General features: G+C 59.4%; 10 protein-coding genes. 5 read left to right on the top strand and 5 right to left on the bottom strand.

Annotated elements, in window-relative coordinates:
* The first annotated feature begins 71 nt into the window (after positions 1–71).
* The 3 genes from pgm to cysQ all read left to right on the top strand — a co-directional run bounded on the left by pgm (position 72) and on the right by cysQ (position 3,726).
* Positions 72–1,664 (top strand): phosphoglucomutase (alpha-D-glucose-1,6-bisphosphate-dependent), encoded by a 1,593-nt coding sequence (pgm, locus tag FHJ80_RS10085; RefSeq protein WP_139527037.1) that lies wholly within the window; start codon positions 72–74, stop codon positions 1,662–1,664.
* 376 nt (positions 1,665–2,040) lie between these two features.
* On the top strand, positions 2,041–2,895 hold the full coding sequence (locus FHJ80_RS10090; RefSeq protein ID WP_139527249.1) for a UTP--glucose-1-phosphate uridylyltransferase: 855 nt from the start codon (positions 2,041–2,043) through the stop codon (positions 2,893–2,895).
* A 66-nt stretch (positions 2,896–2,961) separates the two neighbouring features.
* Positions 2,962–3,726, top strand: coding sequence for a 3'(2'),5'-bisphosphate nucleotidase CysQ (gene cysQ, locus FHJ80_RS10095; RefSeq protein ID WP_139527038.1), 765 nt, complete (start codon positions 2,962–2,964; stop codon positions 3,724–3,726).
* A 52-nt stretch (positions 3,727–3,778) separates the two neighbouring features.
* Here cysQ and FHJ80_RS10100 read toward each other — a convergent pair whose 3' ends face one another.
* A complete protein-coding gene (locus tag FHJ80_RS10100; RefSeq protein ID WP_139527039.1) occupies positions 3,779–4,288 on the bottom strand; it encodes a transposase in 510 nt (169 codons plus the stop codon).
* A gap of 171 nt (positions 4,289–4,459) precedes the next feature.
* Between FHJ80_RS10100 and FHJ80_RS10105 the strand changes: the two genes are divergently transcribed.
* Together FHJ80_RS10105 and FHJ80_RS10110 are read left to right on the top strand one after the other, a co-directional pair.
* Positions 4,460–5,218 (top strand): glycosyltransferase family 25 protein, encoded by a 759-nt coding sequence (locus tag FHJ80_RS10105; protein ID WP_139527040.1) that lies wholly within the window; start codon positions 4,460–4,462, stop codon positions 5,216–5,218.
* Positions 5,215–6,459 carry a hypothetical protein gene (locus FHJ80_RS10110; protein WP_139527041.1) on the top strand — a complete coding sequence of 415 codons (1,245 nt, stop codon included), beginning with the start codon at positions 5,215–5,217 and terminating at the stop codon, positions 6,457–6,459. Before FHJ80_RS10105 ends, FHJ80_RS10110 begins: the two co-directional genes overlap by 4 nt.
* 49 nt (positions 6,460–6,508) lie before the next feature.
* Here FHJ80_RS10110 and rfaH read toward each other — a convergent pair whose 3' ends face one another.
* The 4 genes from rfaH to FHJ80_RS10130 all read right to left on the bottom strand — a co-directional run bounded on the left by rfaH (position 6,509) and on the right by FHJ80_RS10130 (position 17,523).
* Complete coding sequence (gene rfaH / locus FHJ80_RS10115) at positions 6,509–7,024, bottom strand: transcription/translation regulatory transformer protein RfaH (RefSeq protein ID WP_074210406.1); 516 nt, start codon at positions 7,022–7,024, stop codon at positions 6,509–6,511.
* A gap of 220 nt (positions 7,025–7,244) precedes the next feature.
* Entirely contained in the window at positions 7,245–8,576 is a 1,332-nt protein-coding gene (locus FHJ80_RS10120; RefSeq protein ID WP_139527042.1) for an aminotransferase class I/II-fold pyridoxal phosphate-dependent enzyme, read from the bottom strand.
* Entirely contained in the window at positions 8,573–15,907 is a 7,335-nt protein-coding gene (locus FHJ80_RS10125) for a type I polyketide synthase (RefSeq protein ID WP_139527043.1), read from the bottom strand. Before FHJ80_RS10125 ends, FHJ80_RS10120 begins: the two co-directional genes overlap by 4 nt.
* Positions 15,904–17,523 carry an LTA synthase family protein gene (locus tag FHJ80_RS10130; RefSeq protein ID WP_139527044.1) on the bottom strand — a complete coding sequence of 540 codons (1,620 nt, stop codon included), beginning with the start codon at positions 17,521–17,523 and terminating at the stop codon, positions 15,904–15,906. The genes FHJ80_RS10125 and FHJ80_RS10130 overlap by 4 nt, the downstream gene beginning before the upstream one ends.

A 17,523-nucleotide genomic window follows, 5' to 3' on the forward strand; every position in this document is an offset into this window, starting at 1 on the left:
ATCATCGTCATATTTATAGTGTGCGCGGCGGGAGTCGCAGTGCGTGTGGCGAATTTAGCAAGGAGATGCACATGGAAGCCATCGTAGCGGCATTTTTTGATCAGACACCGGATGCCAGCATTGCGAGCGAGCGGGTGGCCTTCGGCACGTCAGGCCACCGAGGCCGAGCTACCGAGCGCACGTTTAACGAAGCGCACATTATCGCCATTACCCAAGCAGTGGTGGATTACCGCCAAGCGGAAGATTACCAAGGGCCGCTGTTTTTAGGTGTGGACACCCATGCGCTTTCACGCCCCGCCTGGGAGTGTGCACTGCGGGTGCTGGCAGCCAATAACGTGCCGGTGATGGTGGAAAAAGGCCACGGTTACACGGCAACCCCGTTGGTCAGCCATGCGATTTTGCAGCACAACGCGCAGCAGCGCCACGCCATGCCTGCGGCGAAAGCCGATGGTTTGATCATCACCCCTAGCCATAACCCGCCGGAAGATGGCGGTATCAAGTACAACCCTTATCACGGTGGCCCTGCCGATACCGAAGCGACGCAGTGGATCGAGCTGCGTGCCAATGCGTACCTGCTGCGTCAGTTAAGTGACATTACGTTGGTATCGTTGGAAGAGGCGCTAGCCCACGCCCAGGAGTATGACTACACCGCACATTACGTGGCCCATTTAGGCAGCGTGGTGGACATGGCCGCCATCCAGAACGCCAACCTAAGGCTGGGCGCAGACCCAATGGGCGGCACGGCGCTGCCCGTGTGGCAGGCGGTTGGTGAGCATTTCGGCCTGCACCTGGACGTCGTGAACACTACCATTGATGCCAGCTTCGGGTTCATGCCCCCCGATCACGACGGCAAGATCCGCATGGATTGCTCTAGTGCGGATGCCATGGCGAATCTGCTCAAGATCAAAGACCGCTTCGATATCGCCTTTGGCAACGACCCGGACGCCGACCGTCACGGCATTGTGGATGCCAACGGGTTGATGAACCCGAACCACTTCTTGGCGGTGTGTGTGGATTACCTGATCAGCCATCGCCCCCAATGGCGCGATTCGCTGAAAATCGGTAAAACGCTGGTCTCTTCTTCGATGATTGATCGTGTCGTGGCTTCTCACAACCGTGAGCTGTTTGAAGTGCCGGTCGGTTTCAAGTGGTTCGTGGATGGCTTGCACGAAGGCTGGTTAGCCTTTGGGGGTGAAGAGAGCGCTGGGGCAAGCCTACTCACCCAAGCAGGCGAGGCGTGGTCCACCGATAAAGACGGCATCGTGCTGTGTTTGCTGGCTGCTGAAATCATGGCCGTGACCGGTAAAACGCCCAGTGAATATTACCAAACCCTCACCGAACGCTTTGGCGAGCCGTTCTATAAACGGGTCGATACCGCCTGCAGCGCAGAAGAGAAAGCCGCGTTTAAAAACCTCACCGCCGATAGCATCACCGACACCACCTTGGCAGGCGACCCCATCACCGCCGTTTTGGTCAAAGCCCCGGGTAACCAAGCCGCCATCGGTGGTTTGAAAGTCACCACCGAAAACGGTTGGTTCGCCGCCCGCCCCAGCGGCACGGAATCGCTCTACAAAGTGTACGCGGAAAGCTTCAAAGGGCCGCAGCATCTCGACGAGCTGATTGAAAGTGCCACCTCGCTGTTATCTGGCGTGTTGAAAGGGTAAGTCATTCAAGTAGCGTGTGGTAAACGGAGCGCACCCGCGAACACTCCCTCAGGAATGCCGGATTTTGGTACTGAGGTGTGATCCTTCACGGTGGCCTTATCCAGGCGGCTATCGCCGCCTTCGCGGGTGCCTCATTCGCTCGTTGCTCTCGCTCAGTCGTTACGCCGCGCTACGGGGCGGTGCAGATACTCGTAGCGCGTGGTAAGCGATAGCGCACCCGCGAAGCACTCCGCTAGGAGTGCCGAAGGTGGTACTAGGCTCGCTCCGGTAGAGGCGTTCCTGCTATATTGTTCGGCATGTCTATTGCATATCGTTTGGCGTGGTTCGGTATTTATGACTTCTCGTGGAAGGCACGCTCAATAAAAGGACGTTAATGATGACTCAAGTACGCAAAGCGATCATTCCGGTGGCTGGATTCGGTACCCGCCTGCTGCCGATCAGCAAGGCGATTCCTAAAGAGATGGTGCCGGTGGTGGACCGCCCCCTTATCCAGCACGTAGTGGAAGAAGCGCTGGCGGCGGGTATCAACGAAATCATTTTGGTCACCCGTGCCGGAAAATCGGCCATTGAAGACCACTTCGACGCGCATTTTGAACTCGAGCATTCGCTAGCTAGCAAGGGTAAAGATGCGCTGTTGGAAACCCTTTCGGCCATTTCCCCTAAAAAGCTGAAAGTCACCAGCGTTCGTCAGCCCAATGCGAAAGGGCTGGGGCACGCGATTTTTTGTGCAGCCCATCTTCTGGATAAAGACGAGCCCTTCGCGGTGATTCTGCCGGATGTGTTGGTCAAACCCCAGGTAGGCAGCAACGTGTGCGATTTGGGTAGTATGGTTGAGCGTTGGAATGCGAACGATGCGTCGCAAATCATGGTAGAAGCGGTGCCGCAAGAAGACGTTTACCGTTATGGCATTGTGGATTGCGATGAGCCAGCAGCGGGGGAGAGCGCCACCATGCGCGGCGTGGTGGAAAAGCCCAAGCCGGAAGACGCGCCGTCGCGCCTGTCTGTTATTGGCCGCTACGTGCTGCCGTACCGCATCATGGAGCTGCTACGCGACCAGCCGCCGGGCGCGGGCAACGAAATTCAACTAACCGATGCCATCGACCGCTTGATGCAGGAAGGGCAAACCGTGCAGGCGTTCCGCATGCATGGCCGCACCTTCGATTGCGGACACATCGAAGGCTGGTTGCAAGCCAACACCACGCTCGCCCGGGAAGCGGGCTACGACGTTTGACGAGCTGTTGAATGATGAGTGTTTGAAAACCGTCCTATGGGCGGTTTTTTACTATCTGGGGGGAGTATGCGGGAATTACTCGAACAGGTGTTGGCCATTGCCAAGGACGCTGATCGCGCCATTATGGCCGTGTATGCTCGTGAGTTTGATGTCACGATTAAAGAAGATAACAGCCCGCTCACAGAGGCGGATCGAGCGGCGCATCAAGTGATACGGCGCGGCTTGGAGGCGCTGTCGACGACGCTGCCGATCTTGTCGGAAGAGGATATAGAGGGCTTTTCAGGCGTGGGGAATGAGGGCCGCTATTGGCTAGTCGACCCGCTGGATGGCACCAAAGAGTTCATCAAGCGAAATGATGAGTTTACGGTGAATATTGCGCTGATTGAACACGGTGCGCCTATTTTGGGGGTCGTCACGGCGCCTGCGCTGGGGGTGGCTTATATCGCCGCAGACGGTATGGGGGCTTTTAGAATCGACGCTGATGGACAGCGCCATGTGATTCAAGTGGCCGGCAAACCTTCACCAGGAAGCGCATGGCGGGTACTGGGCAGCCGCTCCCATGCAAGCCCCGCTTTGTCCGCTTGGTTGGAGACGCTGGGCGCTTATGAAATTCAGCCCATGGGAAGCTCGCTGAAAAGTTGCCTGATTGCGGAAGGTAAAGCCGATGTGTACCCACGGTTAGGCCCCACTAGTCTCTGGGATACCGCTGCCGCCCATGCCGTCGTGCGTTATGCAGGTGGTCGAATAGAGACCCTGGAAGGGCAGCCGCTTAGCTACGCCAATCCTGCCGAGACCTTGAACCCCTCCTTTGTTGTATGGGGATATTCGTAGCGCGGCGTAAGCGGAGCGCACCCGCGACGCACGCCGGTAGGGGGCAGGCATTCTACTCCCAGTCCATATCGGCGACGTCCGGGATGTCTTGCGTGCCCCAGTCTGGCTCGTACCATCCCTTCTTGACGCATCGGTGGAAGCTGGACCACTGCCATTCGCGAGGGGCGTTGGCCCAGCCGTGCTTCACTGGGTTGTAATGGATGTAATCCATGTGGCGCTGCCAATCGTTCTCATCGCGGATGACGTGCTCCCAAAATCCACGCTGCCAAGCATGTTGACTACCGAGGGGAAGCAAGAATTCTTGAGAGGCATATTTTTTGACGTCTCTCCATCGGGAAGAGTAATCCGCATCGCCTTCGGGGAGGGTCCAGAGACAGTGCAGGTGGTCGGGTAGAAGAACGAACGCATCCATGAGAAAGGGACGTTCGTCGCGCACTCGACGAAAAGCTCGACCGAGGGCGTCTATGTTCAAGCGATCCGATAACAGCGGTTGGCGGCCATACGTCACCACGGTGAAAAAGTAGGTGCCGCCGGGTAGGTGAGCGCGTCGGTAGGTGGCCATGGCTGCTTCCTTGCAGTGATGAATACCCATAGCCTACCGTCGTCGAGAAGACGATGCATCTTTACAGCCATAATGCCAATGCTGAGTAGCCAGGCTGACGTAGGTTAGGGGACAATATGAACTACTTTTTCCCCCACCTTAACGAGCCCTATTGATTCAAGGAGCAGACGTGTGAGCATTGAGCCGTTTGGCGTTTTTGTACTGACCATGAGAGATGAGACAAGGATGGCCTCTATTGAGCGTCAACTGTCTCGGCTTGATATCTCGTTTGAGTACATCGATGCCACGGTCCTGGAAAGGATCGAGCATGCCGATCTGCCCATCGAACGTGAGGCTATTCAAGCGCGGTATGGCCGGATGCTTACTCAAGGCGAAGTGAGCTGTTTTTTAAGCCATCGAAGAATCTGGCAGCAGGTGGTGGAGGCTGGAAAGCCAGGTGTCATTTTTGAAGACGATGCGCTCATTGAAGATGAGCTTTGTCGATTCTTAGACCGCCTGAACGGTGTCTCCGCTCGGTTCGATGTGGTGTTGCTAGGTCACTCTAAAAAAGATCACCGCCGGAAAACGCTGTACCACTTTCTTGAGCCGTTAAAGCGTTGGACGCCCATGGGGCCCTTTAAACTTGGCAGAGGCTTTAAAACATGGCCCTCCGGAGCGGTAGGGTATGTCGTGACTCCAGCGGGCGCGGCTAAATTGTTAGCGGCTACGACAGCGATCCAGTGTGTGCTGGATGACTGGCCTTATTTTGAAACGAAGGGCGTTAAGGTCCAAGAAGTAAGACCGTTATTGGTGTGGGAGGATTTCATCAAACTGGATAGCTCACTAGAAGGTGAGCGCCAAACACCGGCGAGGCGAAAACTCTTTTCGATTGCGCGAGTGATAAGAGGATGTGTTCGTCAGCTTCAATCTAGAAAGGACGATGGTTCATGACCCTTCGTCGTTCATTGGAAAGGCTGTTGCCTTTTATTACGGCTGCCGTTCCTGGTGGCTTTCGTATTTTTGTGTTGGGGATTGCGGGATTCTTTCTTGCCCCAGACAGCATGGTGTTTTTTTCTACTCAGTACACCCTGGCGGCCTTTTTCGTCATGGTGTCAGGGGTTGGTTTTGCGACGATCTTAATGAAGCGTATGGCCGAGGATGAGCGCTTGGCGATACTGCTGCGCTATGGGGCATCGTGTGTGGTGGTCGGTGGGGGTGTGTCAGCAGTCGCGCTGCTTGTCGCCTCGTTGGCCGTTCCCGTTCCACATGGGTGGGAAGTGTTCTGTCTGATTTTGATGACTTCTCTGTATCAGGTTTTTCGCAATTATCTTGTTTTTAAACGGCAGTTTTGGACGCTGTTTTTTTATGATGGCGTGATTGGGCTTCTTTTTCTTCTCATGATGCTGGCGTTATACGTCATGGTGGGGCGGCTCGATGCAGGGCAGTTGTTGAACGTGTTGTCCCTCTCATACGCCTTCGCTTTCGTAACATTCGTAGGTGTATTGATTGCCAGCGAGAGCGACCCTCATTTTTATCGTCATGTCGCTTGTCTGTCGCCTAGTGACTTGGTGTCGAGTTTGGTCGTGGGTTTTTCCAACGCGGCCAGTAGCGGCGTTGGTTTTATTTTGCCCTCTCTATTTATCGCGCTCGGTGGTAGTGACGTGGCTATCGTGGCCTCGCTCTGCGCGGCGGTCTTTAGCGCAATGTCGGCCTTGCCCAGAGGGTTGATCAATAATAGTGCCGCTGCGCTTTCCAAGATGGTCATGGTGCGGGATTATGCGCGTTCGGTGGTGGTGCCGCTTCGTAAAAAAATCTATACCTTGGTGGCTGTTTTGGTGCCTGCGTTATCGCTGACGATCATCGCGTATTTTTATTTTTCGGGCGCGGTAAATGATGTGGGGCTGGTGCTGTTTTTCGTGGCGGCGTTTGCGTTTAACGTGGCCAGCGGGCAACTTGGTGTGATTGAGTCGGTGTTGATTAATTTTTGCGGCTACGAGCGGTTGTCATTGATATTCAATATGGTGGTGTTTTTACTCGTATTGCTCGTGTTTAGCATCGTGCGTTTAATGCCCCAAGCACAGGAGTGGGTCTTCATTATTTATGCCGTGCCTTTCGTGTTGGGTGTGATCAACATTTTACGGCTTTTTTGGTATCGAAAGATGGTGCAGCGCTATTTTGCGACCGCCCGCTAGCCTTGCATAGACGTTATCCCGGAACTCAGTATTCGTTTCGCGTCGCTTGTCACCGCTTTTCCAAGCTTTCAACCGGTAGTTCTACGTGTTGTGGGCGTTGGAGAACGTTGAGCAATACGATGGCGCGTTCTTCGCCTTTGCAGCGGGTGAAGATGGCTTCTAGATCTTTGAAGGGGCCGTCGGTGATGGTGACTTTTTCGCCAGCGGTGAAGTAACTGTGGCTGCCTTCTTGGCGATGGGGTTGGGCACGCAGGGTGTCGACGAGGGCGTCGGGTACGGCGATGGGCGTGTTGCCAAAGGTGAGCAGGCGCAGGACGCCACGCGTAGAGCGGATGGGCCGCCAGTTGCTGACGACCTGGTCTAAACGGATGAACAGGTAGTAGGGAAATAGCGGCTCGGTGACGGTAGTGAGCTTGCCTTGCCGTTTGCGTTTGACATCGAGGACCGGGTGGAACACCTCATAGCCTTGATTGACGAGGTGTTCGGCGGCGCGGAAGGATTCGCTGCCTTTGCATTGAATGACGTACCAGTGGGCAGTGCTGGTCTCGATGGTTTCTTCTGCCATGTTGCTACCTTCCTATTGCCCAGGTGGTTCTTCAGGTTAACGTGCCACCTTTCAGGCGGCTATCGCCGCCCCCGCGGGTGCCTCTATCGCTCGTTGCTCTCGCTCTTTCGTTACGCCGCGCTACGGTGCTGGCTCACCATTCACCATTCACCATTCACCATTCACCACTCACCACTCACCACTCACCACTCACCACTCACCACTCACCACTCACCACCACTCACATCCCTTCTGCTAACAGCTTCTCCAGTACCTCTAGCGTCTCGTCGATGTGCGCTTGGGTGTGTTCGCAGGAGAGGAAGAAGCGCAGGCGGGCGCTTTTTTCCGGCACGGCGGGGTACAGGATGGGCTGTACGTTGATGTCTCGCGCGAGCAGTGCGTTGGAGAGGTGCGCTGCCAGTGGCGAGCTGCCAACGATGACGGGAACCACGGCGGAGCCGATGCTGTGGCCGGTATCCATGCCTCGGGCTTGGGCTTGCTCGAGGAAGTAGCGAGAGATGGCCTGCAGTTTGGCGACGCGCTCGGGTTCTTGGGGCATCAGCTCCAACACTTTGAGCGAAGGTGCGGCCACTTGGGCGGGCATACCGACGCTGTACAAAAAGCCCGGTGCGAAGTAGCGCAGCGTCTCGACTAACGCGATGCTACCCGCAATGTAGCCACCGCAGCCGGAGAGCGTTTTGCTCATGGTGCCCATCCAGATATCGACATCGGTGGGGTCGATGGCAAAGTGTTCACGCAGGCCCAAGCCGGTTTTGCCCATCACGCCGAAGGAGTGGGCTTCATCCACCATGAGCCAGGCTTGATGGCGCTGTTTGAGGGCAATAAAGCGCGGCAGGTCGGGTATGTCGCCGTCCATGCTGTAAAGCCCTTCGATCACGACCAGGACGCGCTCGAACTGATGGCGGTGTTGGACAAGCAATGCCTCCAAAGCGTCCGGGTCGTTGTGGCTAAACGACATGCGTTTGGCGCCCGAGAGCTGCGCGCCCACCAACGAGCTATTGTGGATGTACTCGTCGTGTAGGATGAGGTCTTTTGGGCCGAGCAGATAGCCCAACGTGGAAACGTTGGTCGCGTGGCCGCTGACGAACGCGACGGCGTCTTCAACGGCGTAAGCGCTGGCAATGGCGCGTTCGAGCTCGCCGTGGATAGGGCGTTCCCCAGAAACGACGCGGCTCGCCGAGACGGACGTCCCGTAATGAGCGGCTGCCTCACTAGCGGCTTGCACCACACGGGGGTCGCCGGAGTAACCCAAGTAGTTGTAGCTGGCAAAGTTGATGCAGGTGCGGCCATCCATCACGCTCGTGGCCCCCGCCAGGCCCTCATGTACCTTGAAGAAGGGCACCTCCAGGCCGAGCTGCTCAGCGCCTTGGCGCATCATCATGAGCTGCTGATAGCCTGGGTGCGCATCGAAGCGCGTAAAGCGCTCGGGCACGGAACGGGCTGCCCTCGCGCCTTGGGCGCTGGGGGCAGAGGGAGCGGCGGCTCTGGCGGTGGGGCGCTGGCGCGCTTTTTCCAGAAGCTGGCGTTTTAACTCAGAACGCTTGGCGGTCATGGTGTCTCGGTCGCAGGGGAGGATGCGGGCTCGCTGTTGATGCCATCCGCACCGTGGCGGGCGGCCAGAGAGGCTAACGCATCTTGTGCCGACTCTTCAACATCCTCATCGTGCTGGTGCAGTTTCTGAATCAGCACGCCCGCGAGCTTGTCGAGCGTCGACGCTTCGCTGAGCACCATCACCGGTACTTGGACGCCTAAACGGTTCTCGATGGCCGTCATTAGCTCGACCCCCATGAGCGAATCGAAGCCCATGTCGTAGACCGAGCGATTCACGTCGATTTTTTCTTCATCGATGAGCAGAATGCTGGCCAGTTCGGCGCGCAGCAACTCGGTGATCGTGCTGTGCAGCTCTTCGGGCGAGAGATCTGCCAGCAGCGCGCTGATGTCGTCGTCGCTATCCAGGCTACCGTCATCGTCGCTGGCGCGGGCAATCTCATCGAAGCGCGGCACGCTGGAGGTGGGCAGGAAGCGCGCCAGCGCACCCCACTCGAGCTCTAATACACCCAGGCTTGGCCCAGGCGTCAGCAGCATTTGTTCGAGCACCTTGAGGGCGTCGTCTGAGCGTAGTGCCGAGCCGCCCAGGCGCTCTTGCAGTGCGTCGCGGGTGCGGGTGTTGCGCGCCAAGAAGCCAACGTCGTCGATGGCGCCCCAACGCACGCAGGTGGCCGGTAGACCTTGGGCGCGACGGCGGGCCGCGAACGCTTCGAGCCAGTGGTTGGCGGCCACATAGTTGGCTTGGCCAGGGTTGCCGAACAGGGTAGTGGCCGATGAGTAGAGCACGAAGAAGTCGAGGGTGTCGTTGGCCGTCAGCGCCTCTAAGTGCTTGGCACCGTCGATCTTCGGTGACAGCACGTTTTGAATCCGCTCGGCATCCAGGTTGCGAATCAGGCCGTCATCGATGACCGTGGCGGCATGCACGATACCGCGCAGCGGACTGAGCTCGCGTTTGGCGCGCTCGAACACCTGTGCCAGGGCATCGCGGTCGGTAATGTCGCACGCCGCCGCCAGCACGTTCACACCTTGCGCTTCGAAGTCAGCCACGGCTGCTTGCGCTTCTTCACTGGCCGGGCCGCTGCGGCTGAGTAGAATCAGCTCGCGTGCGCCCTTATCGACCAGCCATTGTGCGGTTTTTAGGCCAAAGCCACCCAGGCCGCCGGTCACCAGGTAGCTGGCATCGCTGGGTAGCTGCATGTTGGCGGTGCCTAGCTGCTCCTGGCGCGGCGGGGCAATGGGCTGCTCGTAGGTGACGACGACCTTGCCGATCTGGCGCGCCTGCTGCATGTAGCGGAAGGCATCGATGACTTGGCTGTGGCTGAAGGCGGTAAACGGCAGCGGGCTCAGCGTGCCGTCGTTGAACAGTGCCATCATTTCGCCGAACAGGCGCTGAGTGAGGGCCGGCTGCACTTTCATCAGCTGGTCGGAGTCGATGCCGAAGTAGCTCAGGTTGTTGCGGAACGGCCGTAGACCGATATGGGTATTTTCGTAGAAGTCGCGCTTGCCAAGCTCCAGGAAGCGCCCGAACGGGCGTAAAGCGCGCAGGTTCTGGTTGATGGCCTCACCGGCCAGGGAGTTGAGGACGACATCGACGCCCTCACCCTGGGTATCTTCGAGGATCTCTTCTGCGAAGGTGAGCGAGCGGGAGTCGTACAGGCGCTCTTCGCCCATTAGGCGGAGGAAATCACGCTTCTCTTCCGAGCCCACCGTGGCGTAAATCTCGGCCCCCATCCACTGGGCGATTTGTAGCGCGGCAATGCCCACACCGCCAGCAGCGCCGTGAATCAGCACTTTTTCGCCGGGTTCTAAACGTGCCAAGTGTTTTAGCGCGTAGTACACGGTAAAGAAGGTCGTCGGGATGGTGGCGGCAGCGGCGTAGCTGACGCCTTCCGGCAGGGGCGCCACGGCGTGCTGGCTGGCCATCAGGCGGTCGCTGAAGCTGGCGGGACCAAACCCCACGACGCCTTGGCCGGGCGTTAGGTGGTGAACGTTGCTGCCCACGGCCACCACTTCACCGGAAAACTCGAGGCCGAGGGTGGGGCCAGCAAAGCCGTTTTCGATGGCTTCATCCGACAGCAAGCCCAGGGTATACATGACATCGCGGAAGTTGAGGCCGGTCGCTTTGACGCGTACCTCGACGTCGTCAGCGCCAAGCTCGGGCAACTGGCGAGGCCGCCACTGTAGCTGGCGCAATTGGCCGGGCAGGGCGAAGCCGAGCGTCATGGCTTGGCGAGGTGCGGGGTTGCTGGCGGTATGCGGGTGCGGCGCGGGCAGGGTACGCAGGCGCGTGGCAAAGCGGGTGCCTTCTTGCGTCATCACCAGCTCGTTTTCGCTATCCGGTTCCGCGATAGAGGCCGCGAAGGTGGCGAGCGCAGACGCACTGGGGGCATCTGGCAAGTCAACGAGGGTAACGCTGTGGCCCACGGCCTCGTTGGCCAGCGAGCGGCCAAAGCCCCATAGCGCGGCGTCGTCGGCACGCTGGTAGCCTTGAGTGGTCAGCCATAAGGTCACATGGCAGCCTTGCGCGTCCAGGCCGCTCGCTTCCAGCGCCAACGACCACTGCTGTGCGGCGAAACAGCGCTGCGTTTGTGCCTCGGTGGACGTGCTGCCTAGCTCACGCAGATCGAGCACGTTCAGTGCCGTCGGTGTGTCGGTGAGATCGGCCAGCGCTTCATTGAGTAGCGTTTGCGGCGCTGCGTCGCTGATCCGAAGCCATACGCGGTGGCCCGTGTGGTGGCTTAGATGCTCCGCCAGCTCTGCAGCAAGCGCTTCTCGTGATGCATCGGCTACCACCAGGGTCTGCGCGCTGGCTACCTGCGCGTCGGTGTCACCAAGCTCTGGGTGTTGCGCATGCAGCAAGTAAGCGCCCGCTTCCTCTAGTTCGATAGGCGCGGAAACGCTCAGCCCCTGGTGGCTCAGCCACTCGATCAGCGTGCTCTGTTCGAGCGCCGCTTGGTCGATGCCCGGCGTTGCCAGCAGGTCATCCAGCCAACGGCTCGGATGAAGGCCAATCACCATGATCTGCGCGCCGGGGGCCAATTGCGCGGGCAGGGCGTCGATCAGTTGGCGTGTGCGCTCGGGTTGGGTGACATCTGCGCTGACGAACGCAAGCTGTGCCTTTTGCGCGGCTGTCAGCGCCGGTAGCGCCTCGTCTAATGGCTGAATGTCCATCAGCGGGTAGCGCTCTTGCAGCTGTTCCGCCTGGTGGCGCGCCGTGTCGCTCGTGGTGAGCGCGCGGTAGCGATAACGGTCGTTCGTACCTGGGGCGCCGTGGGCAAGCTGTTCCAGCAAGCGCTGGCCCAGCGCGGGCGCGCAGGGGCCTGCTTCCAGTAGATTGAGGCGTTGGCCATCTGGCAGGGTGGCCAGAGAGGCCTCCATCAGCGCACCTAGCTCATGGGCCAGAACTTGCCAACCGCTTTCACCCACCAGGACACGATTGATGCCGGCCAAATGCTCGGCAGTGATGCCCAGGCTTTCCAGCGTATCACGGCCATTGAGTAGCGGTTCACGGTGCAGGCCCAAGCGGCCGACGAGGTGAATGGGCGCGAAGTAGTCGGGATACTCCTGCACCAAGAGCTGCCAAATGGTCTCTGGCGCTGGGGATGCGTCGTCATCGCCGCCATCGCCGCCATTAGCCTGCTGGACGAAGGCCTCGCTAAGGCTATCGAGCAGGGGGGCAACTTCTTGCGCATAGCGCTGGCCAGTGCTGGCGGTGTAAGCATCGCTCAAGCCCATCAGGCGCGTCAGCGCGTCTGCGGGAAGCGGTAGCGCGGCGGCTTTCAGCGGAGCGGGCGTGAGCTCCACGTCTAAATAGCTAAAGTGTTGGTGGTGCGCACGGTTGAGGCGAATGGCTTTGAAGCGTGTTTGGCTCAGCACCGCCACGGCGCGCCCTTGGGCATCGTAAAGCTCGAAGTCCGCCGTGAAAGAGTGCGGAGCGCGTTTGCCCATGACCGCACGCGCCAACACGGGCGCGCCTGCCTCGGCATTGACTTGGATACGACCGACGCGCACCGGTACGAAGGCGAGTTGGGCGGCGAATTCACTGTGCTGTGCCAGCAGCGGAATGAACATTTGGAAAGCGCTATCCAGAATGCCCGGATGCACGTGTAGCGTGTTTAACTGAGCCGTCACCGCCTCTGAGAGGGCGATTTCCCCAATGATGCTATCGCCCTCGATCCAGCCACGTTGAATCGCCTGAAACGCTGGGCCATAGTGCAGGCCAATGCGTTCGGCCATGTGCAGATGCTCGTCCAGAGTGTAGTCAGCATCACGTTTGGGTAGCGCTGGCGCCCTGCGGTTGAGCAGGAAACCGCGGCTTTCGCGCATCCGGCGTGCCACGGCATTGAGCTGCCACTCGCTTCCCGTGGCGGGCTCTCGGGAGTGGATGGCCAGACGTCCATCATCGGGGTCGAGGGTGAGACGCATGGTACGGCCATTGGGCCCGTCCAGCAGCAGCGGTGCGCGAATCTCCAGCTCTTCGATATCGAGAACCGGCGTCTCTTTCTGTTGTAGCGCAGCGGCCAGCGCCAGCTCGACGAAGCCCGCGCCGGGGAAGACGGCCCCTTCACCCACCACATGGTCGGCCAGCCAAGGCTGTCGCTTGGTGTCTAATTGGCTCTCCCAAGTGTGCTCTTGCTGGGCCAGCGGGTAGCCAAGCAACGGGTGCTGGTAATAGCGCGCCAGCAGGCCTTGTCCATCGTGGGTGCCCTGGACCCAGAGCTGGGTGCGCTGCCATGCGTAACGTGGCAGCAGCACGCGTTGACCTTCCACGGGGAAGAAGTGCTGGCTGTCGAGGCTCAAGCCACTGAGCAGCAGTTGGCTGGTGGTGCGGTTCAAGCCCTCTAACCCTGGCTTGTGGCGCTCGATGGTGCCGAAGACCAAGCCGCTGCGCTCTTGCTGGCGCAGCGATTCGTTGAGATAGCGGCGTAAGATCGGGTGCGCTCCGACTTCGACGAAGACGTTGTAACCCTGCTCGATGAGGGCGGTCGCTGCGCTATCGAAGAGCACCGGCTCGCGGATGTTGAGCCACCAGTAGTGGGCATCCAGTTGTGTGCCTTCACTGATCGCCCCGGTCACGGTAGAGACGTAGGGGATCTGGGTGGCTTGGGGCTCGATGTCCGCCAGCGCGTCGACCACACCCGACTGGATGCTATCCATGGCAGGGCTGTGGAAGGCGTAATCCAGCGGCAGACGCTTGGCAAAAGTGCCGTCGGCACTCAGCGCAGCTTCCAGCTCGCCGAGCTGGTCGCGATCGCCCGCCAGGGTAATGCCTTTGGGACTATTGATGCCCGCCAGACTGATCTTGTCGAATTCGGGCTTGGCGAGCCAAGGAGTGATCTCATCGGCACTCATCGCCACCGCCGTCATTTCCCCTAGGCCGCGAGTTTTGCCCTGATAGTCACTGCGGTAATAAATCACTTTGACCGCGTCTTCCAGGCTCAGTGCGCCAGATGCCCACGCGGCCGCTACCTCGCCTACGCTGTGCCCAAACACGGCGGCTGGCGTGATGCCTTGCGCTTTTAGCCACTCGGTCAGCGCTACCTGCAGGGCAAACAGTGCGGGCTGGGCGATTTCGGTGCGTACGAAGCGGCTCTCTTCGCCTTCTGACCGGTTGCGGCCTGCTAATTCGTCACGCAGAGAGAAGCGACCGTAGCGCTGGAACAGAGCGTCGACACGGTCGATGGCGGCCGTGAAGTCGGCGTCGGTATCCAGCAGGTCATGGCCCATGGTTTCCCACTGGCAGCCGTTACCGTCGTAGACGAACACCGGGCCTCGGGCATTGGCGAGGCGCTCTAGCGTCATGACGGGGCTGGCCTCTCCTTCGGCAAACTGGCGCAGTGCCGTGGCGGCTTCGTCAGCGCTGCTGGCAAAGCAGAGCGCGCCGTGGCTGTGCTGCTCACGGTGGTGATAAAGCGTATGGGCTATATCGTAAAAATCCTGCCCGGATACCTGCAGGTGCTTGGCCAGCGCCAGCGCGTTGTCGGTCAGGGCCGCTTCACTGCGGGCGCTAAGGCGAATGGGCAGCGGGGTAGCGGGTGTTTGGCGAGGCGTTTCCGCTTTTTCCGGTGCGCTCTCCAAAATGACGTGGGCGTTGGCGCCACCAAAGCCAAACGAGTTGATGCCAATCACCAAACGGCCTGTGGGTTTCAGCGGTTGGGCTTTGGTGACCACGCTCAAGTTCCATTCGTCGAACTTGATGCGCGGATTCAGCTTGCGAATGCCAATGGTCGCGGGCACCTCGCGGTGCTGCAGGCTATAAAGCGCTTTGGCAAGCCCCGCCACGCCTGAGGCGGTTTCCAAGTGGCCGACATTACTTTTTACCGAACCAATCGGCAGCGGCGTTTGCCGATGCTTGCCAATGGCCTCGCCAATGGCGCGGGTTTCGATGGGGTCGCCAACGGCGGTGCCGGTGCCGTGGGCTTCTAAATAGTCGATCTCATCGGGGGAGATGCCCGCTTGCTCGTAGGCGCGACGCATCAAGTCGGTTTGAGCGCTGGGGTTGGGTACCGTCAGGCCGGATTTATGACCGTCGGTATTCACGGCTGACCCAGCGACCACGGCCAGTATGTTGTCACCGTCGGCGACGGCTAAGTCGTAATCTTTGAGCAGGAAAAGTCCTGCGCCTTCGGAGCGTACGTAGCCATTACCCGCTTCGTCGAACACCTGACAGCGTCCGGTGGGCGACAGCATGCTGGCTTTGGAAAAGATGATGAAGCCATAGGGGTGCAAGTGCAGGCTGATACCGCCCGCCAGCGCCATCGTGGTTTCACCGCTACGGATGGATTGGCAAGCTTGGTGAAACGCCACCATCGAGGACGAGCACGCGGTATCCAGCGACATGCTGGGGCCGTGCAGGTCGAATACGTAAGAGAGACGGTTGGAGGCGATACTCGAGGTGTTACCCGTGGCGGTAGAGGCATCGATGGCGGCCATGTCATCCGCCAAGCGGTACGAGTAGTCCAGGCTGGCGACACCCACGAAGACACCACACTGGCTGCCACGCAGCGTGCTGGGCACGATGCCGGCACTTTCCATGGTTTCCCAGGCGAGCTCTAGCAGCATGCGCTGCTGCGGGTCCATGTTGGCGGCTTCGCGGGGAGAAATGCCGAAAAACGCTGCGTCGAACCCGCTAATATCGCCCAGGCTGCCCGCTGCGAAAGTGACGCTGGTGCCGGGGTGGCGTTTGTCTGGGTGCCAGAAGGCGTCGTGGCTCCAGCGATCTGGGGCCACTTGGGTGACGAGGTCTTTTTCGGCTTGCAGGTCTTGCCAGAACGTTTCAGGGGTGGTGCCGGGGAAACGATGGGCGGCGCCGATGATGGCCACACGTTTAGTCATTCTTGCTCCTGAGGTTCTGGTTCTGCCTTGATCACATCGTTACTTATATCGTGTCCAAACACTTGTTTAAATAGCCGAAGGCCAAGTTCGTTGGCGGCTATGTCCTGCGGCGGCTGCTTGGCAGGCGTTTGGTCGGGTGGCGTTGGTTGCGTCGACCATATCATGTATGGGGTGCTGCCCGTAGGGGGCATGAAGTACCCGTAGGCATCTGGCAGTATAGGCACATGGTCGCCATACCAGCCCAGTATGCCAGGCCTCATGCGCTCGTTTAGCGCGGTTTTAACGTTCGCCAACATTTGATCAGCTTCACCTAAGTGGTGCAAATAGACGGCGAGTTCACGCAGGTGGTCTGCAAGCGGCCAAGTCGCGTTGGGTAGGGTCGCCGCCAAGCGTGCCTGCGTAGGCGCCTCCAAATGCAGCGGGCCGTGGTTTTCCATGGTGATCACGAAAATAAACAGCGGCCTATTATCGTCATCTTTCAGCAGGCGTCCAACCTTTCGTGCCACGGCCTGGTCACCGATGTATTGCCCGTGTTTGTCGCTACTGTCAAACGCGCTGATATCGATGAATGTATCGAAACCCAACTGCGGCATGACGTTATCGCGCATGTAGAAGGTAGCGGGGTAGGGGTGCACGCAAATAGTGCGGTATCCCTGGGCGCGAAAAGCGCTCGCCACGCTGGGTAGCGGGTGACGGCTTAGCGTGCGGTAGGGGTTGAACTGGCGGGCACCCCAGGTGCTGGGTGCCAACCCCGTGAGCACGGCGCATTCGGTGCGTACGGTATTGGCCCCCCAGGCCGGCACGCTCAACTCGCCCTTTTCGACGGCCTCGGAAAAGGTGGCATCGAAATGTTGCAGTAGCGTCGGCGCAACCTCTGGACACCATGGGCGCGGATCGAAAAAGGATTCGCTCTGAACCAGGACGACATTGGGTCGCTCGGCGCTATCTTGCGAAGCGACGGCACTGGGCTGGCTGGCAGCCGCGTAGGGGGATGCCAAAGGGTCAGGCGGTGACGAGCGCATCAAGGCTACCCCATAGGCCCAAAGGCTGGCGTGTAGCCCTACGCGATGTAGATCCTCGACCGGTTGCAGGGACATGGCGCCGAGTGAGCGTAAACCAACGGCTACCAGCACCGCCCCGAGCCCGGCCAGCAGTCCGGTGCTTTGTAAAAAGAGCACGGTGCTCCACTGGCTAACCAGCGACGGCTCCACATAGAGAAAGCTGCCAATGGCGATGGCCCCCGCGCTGCTGGCCGCGATGGCGAGGCCAATGCCAAAAAACGGGACATAAAGCCGTGGGTGCAGGATGGCGTCCCAGAAGTACTCGAAGTCGTGGCAGATGAACGGTTCGTTGAGCGTTTTGGACTTGGTATTGCTCGACTGGACCACCACGAGCTGGAGTGACAGCACGAAGACCACGGCAAACCAGGGACGCTGGAGCAGCAGCGTGAAAAGCCCAAATAGCAGTAGCCAACTGCCGAGATGGATCACATTGGCTGCCATCGGGCGCTGCCAGAGAGGAGCAGGCCGTGGAGACAGCAGCGCTTCGAACGCTAGGCTGAACACTAGCCCGATGAAGAGCGGCAGGCTAAGCGATAGGAGCAGGTGGCCAAGCAT

The sequence above is a fragment of the Halomonas sp. BL6 genome (assembly GCF_006228115.1).
Lineage (GTDB): Bacteria > Pseudomonadota > Gammaproteobacteria > Pseudomonadales > Halomonadaceae > Vreelandella > Vreelandella piezotolerans.

What these genes read in the sequence shown, in the direction of transcription:
- pgm (WP_139527037.1), top strand. Translation starts at nt 72, where the DNA reads ATGGAAGCCATCGTAGCGGCATTTTTTGATCAGACACCGGATGCCAGC.
- FHJ80_RS10090 (WP_139527249.1), top strand. Translation starts at nt 2,041, where the DNA reads ATGACTCAAGTACGCAAAGCGATCATTCCGGTGGCTGGATTCGGTACC.
- cysQ (WP_139527038.1), top strand. Translation starts at nt 2,962, where the DNA reads ATGCGGGAATTACTCGAACAGGTGTTGGCCATTGCCAAGGACGCTGAT.
- FHJ80_RS10100 (WP_139527039.1), bottom strand. Translation starts at nt 4,288, where the DNA reads ATGGCCACCTACCGACGCGCTCACCTACCCGGCGGCACCTACTTTTTC.
- FHJ80_RS10110 (WP_139527041.1), top strand. Translation starts at nt 5,215, where the DNA reads ATGACCCTTCGTCGTTCATTGGAAAGGCTGTTGCCTTTTATTACGGCT.
- rfaH (WP_074210406.1), bottom strand. Translation starts at nt 7,024, where the DNA reads ATGGCAGAAGAAACCATCGAGACCAGCACTGCCCACTGGTACGTCATT.
- FHJ80_RS10120 (WP_139527042.1), bottom strand. Translation starts at nt 8,576, where the DNA reads ATGACCGCCAAGCGTTCTGAGTTAAAACGCCAGCTTCTGGAAAAAGCG.
- FHJ80_RS10125 (WP_139527043.1), bottom strand. Translation starts at nt 15,907, where the DNA reads ATGACTAAACGTGTGGCCATCATCGGCGCCGCCCATCGTTTCCCCGGC.
- FHJ80_RS10130 (WP_139527044.1), bottom strand. Translation starts at nt 17,523, where the DNA reads ATGCTTGGCCACCTGCTCCTATCGCTTAGCCTGCCGCTCTTCATCGGG.